Source organism: Vibrio sp. 10N.286.49.B3, from assembly GCF_002873395.1.
Classification (GTDB): Bacteria; Pseudomonadota; Gammaproteobacteria; order Enterobacterales; family Vibrionaceae; genus Vibrio.
This window is the reverse complement of the sequence record NZ_MCUV01000024.1, coordinates 173708-185265: the sequence shown is the minus strand read 5'-3', so window position 1 is coordinate 185265 and position 11558 is coordinate 173708. Positions and strand designations below refer to the sequence as shown.

The following is an 11558-nucleotide window of genomic DNA, read 5'->3' as shown; positions in this document are numbered from 1 at the left end:
TCTTAATCACGCTTAATTTGATGAAATAAGAGGCGCACCAAGCGCCTCTTATGCATTTCTTTTAGCCAAGAACAACAGCAATAGTGTGTTCACCTGAAGTGAATACTGGCGCTTTATTGCCCTCAATCACTTCACCATCAACGGTCATTTTCACGACACCTTTAGAGACGTTATCAGGGTTAGTTACATGGATATGATAGGTTGCACCGCGGAACTGACGACGTACTTTAAACTCAGGCCAGTCACTTGGGATACAAGGGTCGACAAGCAAGCCATCAATTTCAGGGCGTACACCTAAAATCCATTGTGTACCTGCAACATACGTCCAAGATGATGTGCCTGATAGCCATGCATTGCGACCCAAACCAAATTGTTTATGCTCATCACCTAAGATGTTTTGCGGGTAGCAATAAGGCTCTGATTCAAACGTATCGATATCATCGTTTTTAGACGCTGGGTTAATTTGACGATAGTATTCGTATGCACGTTCACCATTGCCCATTTTCGCCTCTGCGATCATGACCCAAGGGTTAGAGTGAAGGAAAATACCCCCATTTTCTTTCGCTCCTGGTGGGTAAGTCGAAACGCCACCTAAGTTTGGATCGAAACCGTTGTAACCTGGCGTCGATAGCTTAATACCATTAGCCGTATTTAATTTGTTGTAGACAGAGTCTAATGCTTGCGTGGCTCGCTCTTGAGTAGCAAAACCAGAGATTACCGGCCAACTTTGACCGTTCGTGTAAATTTGTCCCTGCTCATTAGTATGAGAACCAATTGGTGTGCCTTTCTCATCAAAATAGCGCACAAACCATTCACCATCCCAACCGCACTCGTTCACGGTACTTTGCATCTGTTCGTACTGAGATTTAAACTGAGTAGACAGAGCAACATCACCACGTAACTCACATAAATCAAGCATATCCAGTAACGCTTTACCGTACATGCTTGCAACCATCATGGATTCCGCGCCTGTTGGCAGGTTTACCGTGTCATTCCAATCGGCAAAACCCAGTAACGGCAGCCCATGTGTACCAGTATTGTTATAAGTAAAAGCGATTGAACGACACAAGTGCTCCCACACGCTGGCATACTCAATAGGGTTACCATTTTTATCTTTTTGATAGAAAGGGATCGCTTTATTCAAAAACTCGGCATTACCGGTTTCTTTTACGTATTGGGTAACGGCATAAATGATCCACAGGTGATCGTCACCATAGTAATCAGGGCGGTCTTCTTCTTCACGCGAGTCACCAGCATTAGCTTCCATCGTTGATGGGAAGAACTGGTGCATGGCTGAACCATCAGTATTTTGAACGGAAAGTAAGCGCTCGATGAACTCACGTGCTTCTTCAGGCATGTGAGTAATAACGCCCAATGTATCCTGCGAAGAGTCACGGAAACCGATACCACGAGCGCCATAACCTAACTGATATAATGACAAGTAACGTGACCAGTTTTTCGTGGTGTGACATTGGCGAGGGTTATGAATATTCAACATTGAGTTCATGGCAGGATCTGGCGTTTCAACTTGAACAGCGTCTAAATAGCTATCCCAGCGCTCAGATAACTCAGCAAATGCGCTATCAACAATGCTGTGATCGCGATATTTCGCCATCATAGGTTCTGCAGATGCTAGATTATCGTCTTGGGTCAGTTGAATGATCGTACGTTCTGTTTGCTCGGGCTCAACCCAACCAAGACGTAAGTTCAACGCACCAATATTATCGCCACGTAAACATTCCGTATTTCCAAGCTCGTCATTGTTAAGTGCTTCTGGTGCTGCCCAACTGCCGTAGCCTAAATTACCTAAAAACGACTGACGATCGCCATCAAATGAGGTGGCTGGGCGATCGGCTGTCATCAAGTTCACCGCATAATCACGCTTCATAAAGGCATATTGCTCAAGTACCGTATGACCGGACTCTTGCTGATGCGCTTTTAAAGTCATGGTTTGAGGCACCCAGTCCGCATTTAGTAGCTGCTTTAAGGCATCAAAGTGAGTAAATTCATACACAGGAACCACATCAATGTGCAGTTTTTTGTCTGAGATATTAGTGATTTTGACATCTTGTAGCAGCACTTTATCTGCTTTTGGCACAAAGAAGGTCGCTTCACAACGAACACCATAAGCTTCAGCAAGTATAGTGGTATAAGAAAGCCCTGTGTGATTTTCGAACTTATCTAATGGCTTGAGCGTTGGCGTAAAGAAAGGCGAAAACACCTCAACATTGCCTGCTTCATCACGCACCTTTAAATATAGAGTCGAACCTTTAAAGTCAGAGTTTGGTAACTGTGCTATGTATTTAGTAATACGGTTTAGAGCCGGATCACCTTTGCACAAAAGCACACCACCATTGCTATCTACAATGCCGCCAAAGTCAAGCGTACCAACATAGTTACACCATTTGATCGGCGTACATGGTGTCGTTGCTACGTATTCTTTATTATTATCGTCAAAATATCCAAATTTCATCATCACTATCCCTAGCCCCTCCCATATACGGAAGGAGCTGAATAAAAATTAATAGAGTAAAGGCTGAGTTAGCTTGCTAGAGAGTTCTCGCTTAGCGCATCAAATAGGTGGAAAGCATCCAGATCGAGATACAAAGTTAGGGTGTCTTCTTCCACTTCTGTTGCTTGAGTTTCAACCATAAGCGGTTGACCACCAATTTCTGTTTTTAGCAAAATACTCGCGCCGAGCAGTTCTTTATCTTTAATGTTCACAGGGAATGCTAAAACTCGGTCGTGATCGACATGCTGAGCACGAAGGTGGATATCGGTTGGACGAACACCAAAGTGTAATGCTACGTTTTTCGATGCATGTGCTTTAAAGCGCTCAGGGAGTGGAATATGCACATCACCTAGCTCAACAAAGAATTCACCTTCTTTATCAATTAATTTTGCTTCAAGCATATTCATTGATGGGTTACCAATAAACTGAGCCACGAACTTATTCGCTGGACGTTGGAATACATCCGTTGGTGAGCCGACTTGAGCCACATAGCCATCTTTCAAAATAACGATACGGTCAGCAAGTGTCATCGCTTCAATTTGATCGTGCGTTACATAAATGGTGGTGGTTTTAAGTTCGCGGTGAAGTTGTTTGATCTCTTCGCGCATCACGCCACGTAACTTAGCATCAAGGTTTGATAGTGGTTCATCAAATAAGAAAACTTTCGGTGTGCGGACCATTGCACGCCCCATCGCAACACGTTGACGTTGACCACCAGATAACTCTTTAGGTTTACGATCAAGTAGTGGATCGAGCTCTAGCATTTTTGCCGCTTTTAATACTTCAACATCAATTTCGGCTTTTGGCATACCTTTAAGCTTTAGAGCGAAGGCGATGTTTTCGTATACCGTCATATGTGGATATAGTGCGTAGCTTTGGAACACCATGGCTAGATCACGATCTTTGGCATCAATCTTGTTCATCAATTTGCCACCAACGTAGATATCACCAGAAGTGATGCTTTCAAGACCAGCTAGCATGCGCAATGTGGTCGATTTACCACAACCCGATGGGCCAAGGAATACGACAAACTCACCATCTTCAACGGTAAAATCAAACTCTTTTACTACCTCTACATCACCGAATGATTTCTTGATGTTTTTAAATTCTACTTTAGCCATTATTTATTCTCCTCAGCACGCGCTTGCAGCATATTTTGATAAGCAATTGCACTCTGTTTTAACGTTCGTTTTTGGGTGTGGTAATCGACATGTACAATGCCAAAACGCTGTTCGTAGCCATACGCCCATTCAAAATTATCCATTAAGCTCCAGGCAAAATAGCCATCAACTCTGACGCCGGCTTCAATGGCATTATGTAATGCGTTTAAGTGTCCTTGAAAATAGCGAACACGCTGTTCATCCATGACTTGACCATCTATACATTGATCGTTGCCAGCTGAACCATTTTCAGTAATGTAAATCGGTGGTAAATTTTCGTAACGCTGATTCAAACGAATCAATAGATCGGTTAAACCTTGCGGATAAATCTCCCAACCAATATGGGTATGTTCCGCTTGCGTTTGTTTAACTGCCTCAATATCACCTTGTTCGTTATAACGAGCGACATTACGTGAGTAGTAATTAATGCCTATATAGTCGACTGGAGCACTTATGATCGCTAAGTCATCCACTAAAATCATCGGTAAATTCGCTTGCTGGCGATCAAGGACCAGTTGTGGGTACTGACCTTTTAATACTGGGTCAATAAACCACTGGTAATTCTCAGCATCACAGTAATCCGCCGCACCTTGATCTTGCTCAGTCAGTGCATAAGCAGGGGAGGCATTAAAGACCACACCATGCTTAGCTTTCGGTGCATTATTGCGCAATATTGGCATTGCCAGACCATGTCCAAGCATTAGGTGGTGCGCAGCTAAGAAGCCCTCTTTCTCACCACGAATACCCGGAGCATGCTCCCCCCAACGATAACCTAGAAAAGCGGAAACAAAAGGTTCATTTAACGTGGTATAAACGTCAATTTTGTCACCAAAGTAAGCGCTAACAACCTCAGCATAATTGGCGAACTTGTAAGCGGTTTCACGATTTAACCAACCACCTTTGTTTTCCAAGTATTGAGGTAAGTCCCAGTGATATAACGTGACGTAAACTTTCATTCCTCGAGCATGACATTCATCAATAATTTGCTCATAAAACTTTAGTCCTTCACGATTAACAACACCGTCTTCTGGCATGATGCGTGGCCAAGCAATCGACAAGCGGTAAGCATCAACACCTAACCCTTGGATCATTTCTATATCTTGTTTCCATAGGTGGTAATGGTCACAAGCGACATCACCATGATCACCATTTTGAACCGCACCTGGGACTTTACAAAATGTATCCCAGATAGAAGGCGTGCGACCGCCTTCTTCGACTCCACCTTCAATTTGATAGGAAGAGGTAGCAACACCAAACACAAAGTCTTTCTCTAGTAACTTTGAACCGGTTGGTAATTGGTATTTATTCATATAATGCCTCTAACCTAACCTTTTACTGCACCAGATGTTAAGCCACTGATCATCTGCTTTGAGGCAAATAGATAAGTAATAACAAGTGGAAGGATTGAAATTGTCGTACCTAGCATTACTGCACCCCAAGGCGTATTCGGGATCCCTTGAACACTACGCAATGCTTGAGTAATGACATAATTATCAGGGTTATTCAGTACCACTAACGGCTGCATGAACATATTCCAGAAGAAAACGAACTGTACAATTGCCAGTGTCGCTAGCGCTGGTTTCATCAGAGGTAACACAACACTCCAGTAAGTTCTAAACTCACCAGCACCATCAAGTTTTGCCGCTTCCAATAACTCTTTAGGAATAGAAGCAATAACATGTTGGCGCATCAAGAAGATACCAAATGGCGTCGTCGTGAATGGAAGCCAAACCGCAATATGATTATCCAGTAGACCTAAGAACTTAACGATCATGAAGTATGGAATTAGACTCAGTACTGGTGGAATAGCCATCGAACCAACTAACATACCAAACAGAACGTTTTTGCCTCTAAACTTAAAGACCGCAAAAGCATAACCACCCATACTACAAAACAGCAGTGAAATCGTGGTGCCTAGGAATGCAACGTAAATAGAGTTAAACATTGCTTTCCAAAACGGCATGATTTCAAGCAGCTTTGCGTAGTTGATCATTAAACTATCGCCAATCGCAAAGCTAATGCCGGTACCAAAAATTTCTGAACGATCACGGGTTGAAAGCAGTGCTGACCAAATAAATGGAAAGACGGTAATAATGGCTGAAATGATAAGCAATATGCCCAACATCACCATCGCGATTTTAGTCAAAATATGTATCATACGATCGCTTGGCACTAAGGCACTCAATGGCGAGGTATTTGTATTCGTTGTTGTCGACATCTTATTGTTCCCCTAGCCCTTTCTTACCAAAGAATAAGAATTGAATTAATGTACAGCTGGCGATAAGTGCAAATAATAACCATGAGATTGCTGATGCAGTGCCCATCTCTAACCACTCCCAACCGACTTTATATAGGTACATTGAAATCGTAAGACCAGCTTGACCTGTACCGCCACTGCCACGCGTTAAGACAAATGGTTCTTCAAACAACTGCAAGTTACCAATAATCGTCATTGTGATAGCAAAGAAGATAAATGGACGAATCATTGGCAATGAAATATTCCAGAATCGACGGAAAGCGTTAGCACCATCCATACGAGCAGCTTCAAGAATATCTTTCGGTATCGTCATTAAACCTGTGGTGTAAAGTACGATATTAAAACCGGTGTACTTCCAGAAAATCATGATTGCGATAGAAGGCTTAATTAATGTCGCATCATCTAACCAACGTATTGGTTGGTAGTCATTAACCCAAGAGAATGCCCAACCAAATAAAGAGCTATCTGCTAGTGCTATCAAGGTTTGGTTAATGATTCCCGAGCCTGGTGAATACATGTTGAAGAAGATTAACGATGCCGCAACGGTTGAAGTAATAAATGGTAAGAAATATGCAGACGTTAACCAATGACGGAAACGATCACCCATTGATACCAAAATATACGCAACAGGAATCGCCACTAAGTGCTGTGCAACACCTGATGTCACCGCTAGCCACAATGTATTTTTAAGTGAACGCCACAACCATGGGTCCGTTAATGCAATCGAGTAGTTATCAAAACCTACAAATTTCATTGCACCCATCCCCTCTACAGGGTTCCACTCGTGAAAGGATAGATAAACTGAAAACAATAAAGGGAAAATCCCAAAAACTGAAAAAATAACCAAAAATGGTAACAAGAAACTATACGGTGTAAGCGCTTTCAAATTAATGAAAGAAAAAAAACGCTGCCCATAAGTTGCCTGCATTACTTCACTTGATGCTTGACTCATAGTAACGACCTCTTAACTAGGGGGAGACTCGCCCCCCCTACCCAAATAAATTACAGCTTATTATTAATAATTACGTGTACGGCGCTTAATTAGGCGCTCTGCTTCAGCCAGTGCTGTTTTAATGTCTTTACCTTCATCAAGTACTTCCATTAACGCGTTTTCTAACACAATAGAGCGAGCAACATGATCGCCTCGTGCTGGAGAGACTGGTTTAATATTTTTCGCTACTTCAGCAAAGACTAAACGTGCTTTTTGACCACCAAGGAATTCAACTTCCTCTTGGAAAAGATCATCGTTGTAAGTGTCGATATTGGCAGGGAATGCTGCGATGGTTTCAAAGTGCTTAAGTTGCACTTCACGATCGGTTGTCATGTATTCAATTAGCTTCCAAGCTTCATCTGGGTTATCAGACTGCGTTGGGATTGAAAGGAAAGAACCACCCCAGCTTCCGTAAATACCATCAGGTAAGTTTGATACTCGCCATTTGCCTTTTGTCTCAGGAGCAATCCAGTTATTTAGGTGACCAAGTAGCCAAGCACCAGAAAGTTGAGTTGCAAATGAACCGGTGCGGAAACCTTCATACCATTCGTTTGACCAAGCGGTAATACGAGCATCTAAGCCTTTATCACGAATCTCTTTTGCTACCGTGAATGCATGCACAAAACGCTCAGATGTCACGACTGAATTGCCATCGGCATCAAAGTAAAGACCTTCACCTTCAGGTACCGTTGTGAAAATAATGGCTTGCGCGACATCAGCGGCGGAAGCAATAAGTTGTACGTTCTGTTTTTTCAGCGCTTCACCAGCTTTGATGTAAGAGTCCCAATCTTTGATTGCTTCATCAAGATCAACACCCGCTTTTTCAAATACATCAGTACGGTAATACATAACACCAGGACCTAGATCGACAGGCATACCATAAACACCACCATCAGCGCCTTTACCTTGAGCCCATGCATAAGGTGCAAATTTCTCTGCGTATTTATCTGCACCATATTTTTCAGATAAATTGACCAGACCACCAGAAGCAACGAAAGGACCAATTTTTTCCACATCAACAACAATAACGTCACCAGCACCTGAGCCTGTTGCTAGGTTAGTTGTCAACTTAGTATGGTGATCACCATGGTTATTCATCAGGTAATCCACTTTTATACCTGTCTCTTTTTCGAAATCTGGTAGCAATACCTTTAAACTACTATCAAAGTCAGGGAAACCATCGAAACGAATCTCAGAGTTATTGGCTGCTTGTGCCGTGGTTGCGAGTCCTAAAGCAACAGCGCTAGTTAACGCTAAAGTCTTAAATTTCATTTTTTGTCCTTAAAATTTTTATAGGGTATGGTGTAGGTTCTTAACTGAATTTCTCACAATAAGTGAAGGGGTTAGTTTGAAATTCACATCGCGTTTATTCTTATTAAGTTTTTGTATCGTGAGCTGTACTGCTTCTATACTCATTTGTTCTATTGGAAAATTAATCGTTGTCAGCCCTGGTGTTAAATAACGAGCAAAAATAATGTCATCAAAACCAATCAGAGAGACATCTTCAGGTACGGAGTAGCCTGCGTCTTTTAATACCTCAAAGGCGCCAAATGCCATATGATCATTAGAAGCAAAAACAGCGGTAAACTGACACTGTCTGCGTAAGAGCTTCTTCATCGCACTGACTCCGCTTTCTTCGGTAAAGCCCGCTTCTGAAATCAGAGATTCATCGTAGTCAATCCCTGCTTCTTCTAATGCTTTTCTGTAACCTTGTAATCGTCCACGAGCATCTGATTTATCAAGTGGTCCGGTAATGCAAGCTATCTTGGTATGCCCCATCTGAAGCAGATACTGCGCGGCTAACCTGCCACCTAATTCATTATCGATTTCAATACAGCTCGTGATCATTTCAGGAATAAAGCGGTTAACCAAAACCACAGGCATTCCTGAATCTTCTAAACCAATTAAATAATCATCGGTTAACTGCTGAGCATGTAATATCAGTGCATCGACACGACGACCTAGTAAAAACTCAACCGATTCTTTTTGTGCTTGCTCTGTATTCGCCCCAGCAGTAACAACAACGTGATAACCAAAGCGACGTAGCTGCTCTTCAATACAATGCAAAATTCCAGAGTAAAAAGGACCACCAAGTTCTGGAACAATAATACCAATGCTGCCAGTGCGACTAGATGCCAATGCCTGTGCAATTGAGTTCGGGCGATAACCTAAATCTTTTATCGCTTTTTCCACTTTAATTTTTTTGTCGTGGCTCACTCGGGTCGTACCATTAATCACTCTTGATACTGTCGCTTGGGAAACACCTGCGCTTTCTGATACATCCTTTATTGTCGCCACACAAAACCTCAATAATTTATTGCCAACCCATAATCAATTTTTGAAATCGCTTTCATATAGGTATTATTCAATATTTACCGACTGCTTTGCGTGATAATCGTCACACCGAAAAATAACTAAAAATGATAAATCACTAAATATTGCGCTTAGCTACAATTTCTCATCTACACCATGAAACAATTTCATATCAGTTTCATGAAATGCCTGTTTTCTATTCGAAACTACGCTTTGACTAACTGAAACTGACCACTTAATTTTGCTTGGTGCTCTGCCATGACCTCTAAGCTTTGACTATGGCTAGCCAACTCTTTTGCCCGTTCGGTATTACGCACCGCAAGCGTATGTAAGCCGCTAATATTGGCTGTAACCTCTTGAGATACTGACTGTTGTTCTGTCGTTGCAGAGGCTATTTGGTGCGTGCGACTTTCCACTTGACCTAACAAGTCATGTACAGAAGCTAATGAATCGTTCACATGCCCTGACTGCACAATGCAATCTTTCATGAAATTAACGCATTCATTGACCTGGACAACTGCAAGGTTTGAGCTGTGTTGAAGTTGATTAATCTTGTGTTGAATTTCTTGTGTTGATGCATTGGTTTTTGCTGCTAGAACGCGAACTTCATCGGCTACCACTGAGAACCCTCGCCCTTGCTCACCGGCTCGTGCAGCTTCAATGGCGGCATTTAGCGCTAATAAGTTGGTTTGATCTGAAATTCCAGCGATAACATCTAGAATCGATTCTATACTGCTACTTTCTTGCTCAAGTTGATGGATGGTTTTCGTTGAAAATGACAGCTTTTCAGATAGCTGTTCAACGAGTTCAATATTATCGTTCATACTCACTTGACCAGAATTAGAACTTTCTACCGCTTGAGTGACGATACTTAATGTCTCATTGGTCGATGTGGCTATCTCTGTGATTGATAATTCGATCTGCTCCATTGCGGCTGCAACCTGAATGGTTTGAGCCGTCTGCTGATCGATATCAGAGCTTAAGGCTTCACTAATGGATTGGTTATCTAAAGAGGCTTTATTGAGCGCGGTCGATGACTGAATCAACTCTTTAAGCATGTAGGAAAGATGATCTATCACTAAATTAACTTTCTTAGCAACACGACCAAATTCATTATTTATTTTGTAATTAACGCATGACGATAAATCTTTATTAGCAACCTTTTCTAGTGCATTTTCAAGTAGTTGACTTGGTGTTCGGATCATTCTAGCGATGTGCATACCAACTAAGGTGGCAAATAAAACAGATAATAAAGCAATAGTAATCACCCCAATACGTGCATGTTCCGCTTGCTGTGTGGATTCTAAAGCTAACTGTTCAGACATTGCCACTGCGTTATCGGCCAAAGCATCAATGGTTAATAAAGTTTGATCGATGTAAGTTTCAAACTCCGCTCTAGAAAGCACCAAGGTTTCAGCTTGCTCCTGCGTGTTCAGATGAAGTGCGACAGCCCCGTTGTCTTCATATATTTCATTAAGTAAACGCGTCATTAAATTTTCAACACGAGAGTACGTGGTTGGAACTTGTAGTTTAAATGTCGTAATAGCAGCATCTAGGCGTTCACGACGACTCTCAAAGCGGCGGGTGATACTGCGTAATTCCATCATGTCTTGTAATGCAAAAGCTTCATTGGCTTCGGCAAGTAATAAGCTCATTTGTGCAAGTACGGCTTCAATAACCTGTTGCTCTGCTGTCGTTGACGATCTTGATAAGGCGGTAATAAGATTTTCATTTAATTGCCCAGCCAATAGCTGAAATTGTGATTGTGAATATTGGCTAAAATCTTTGGTATCGAGGTATTGGTAATTTTGTGAATAAAGTTCCTCGATTTTTGTCACTATCTTGTTACTTGAAGCGGAAGTATTGGAAACTAAACCATTTCTTTCTGCTTGATAATTAGCAGAAACAAACCAATCTAATTGTTGCTGATATACACTGATAGCTGCGTTTATATCACTTTGGTACGCATCTAATTCATCAACATATATTGCAGAAAAATAAGGGGTGAGACTTCTATTAATATTCAACAAAGCGATATTAAGCTCTGCCGATTTAATCATTAATGGTGTGGATTGCTGAGTTATTATATTAATGCGAGCGTTAATTTCTTGATTGGTATAAATAGAGAACCATGACGCGCTTATTATGGTCAGTATTAGTAAAGAGAAACCTAAATACACGCGAGAAACAAGAGATGTTAAACTCATAAATGCACCAATAATATTTAAAAAATGGGCACTAATTACGTGCCCAACAATGGAGTTAAAACTATATCTTTAAAGTGGCTCTCACAATCTGCCTTTGAGAGCCAATATATGGCCAGCT

Annotated in this window: 8 protein-coding genes; all 8 read right to left on the bottom strand. The window is 41.7% G+C overall.

Going from position 1 to position 11558, the window contains the following annotated elements; genetic code table 11:
- Positions 1-61: 61 nt before the first annotated feature.
- Positions 62-2476, bottom strand: coding sequence for a glycosyl transferase (locus BCU68_RS09405; RefSeq protein ID WP_102564515.1), 2415 nt, complete (start codon positions 2474-2476; stop codon positions 62-64).
- A 65-nt stretch (positions 2477-2541) separates the two neighbouring features.
- The gene (gene ugpC, locus BCU68_RS09400) at positions 2542-3633 is read right to left on the bottom strand and encodes a sn-glycerol-3-phosphate ABC transporter ATP-binding protein UgpC (protein ID WP_102564514.1); all 1092 of its coding nucleotides are present in this window, start codon (positions 3631-3633) and stop codon (positions 2542-2544) included.
- Positions 3633-4982 (bottom strand): GH1 family beta-glucosidase, encoded by a 1350-nt coding sequence (locus BCU68_RS09395; RefSeq protein WP_102564513.1) that lies wholly within the window; start codon positions 4980-4982, stop codon positions 3633-3635. Before BCU68_RS09395 ends, ugpC begins: the two co-directional genes overlap by 1 nt.
- Positions 4983-4996: 14 nt before the next feature.
- Positions 4997-5890: a carbohydrate ABC transporter permease gene (locus BCU68_RS09390; protein ID WP_102564512.1), complete on the bottom strand. Its 894-nt coding sequence runs from the start codon at positions 5888-5890 to the stop codon at positions 4997-4999.
- A 1-nt stretch (position 5891) separates the two neighbouring features.
- Entirely contained in the window at positions 5892-6881 is a 990-nt protein-coding gene (locus BCU68_RS09385) for a sugar ABC transporter permease (protein WP_102564511.1), read from the bottom strand.
- Between the two features lie 63 nt (positions 6882-6944).
- Positions 6945-8192, bottom strand: a complete 1248-nt coding sequence (locus BCU68_RS09380) for an extracellular solute-binding protein (RefSeq protein WP_102564510.1) — start codon at positions 8190-8192, stop codon at positions 6945-6947.
- An 18-nt stretch (positions 8193-8210) separates the two neighbouring features.
- Positions 8211-9218: a LacI family DNA-binding transcriptional regulator gene (locus BCU68_RS09375; protein ID WP_102564509.1), complete on the bottom strand. Its 1008-nt coding sequence runs from the start codon at positions 9216-9218 to the stop codon at positions 8211-8213.
- A 221-nt stretch (positions 9219-9439) separates the two neighbouring features.
- Positions 9440-11440: a methyl-accepting chemotaxis protein gene (locus BCU68_RS09370; RefSeq protein ID WP_102564508.1), complete on the bottom strand. Its 2001-nt coding sequence runs from the start codon at positions 11438-11440 to the stop codon at positions 9440-9442.
- Positions 11441-11558: the final 118 nt, after the last annotated feature.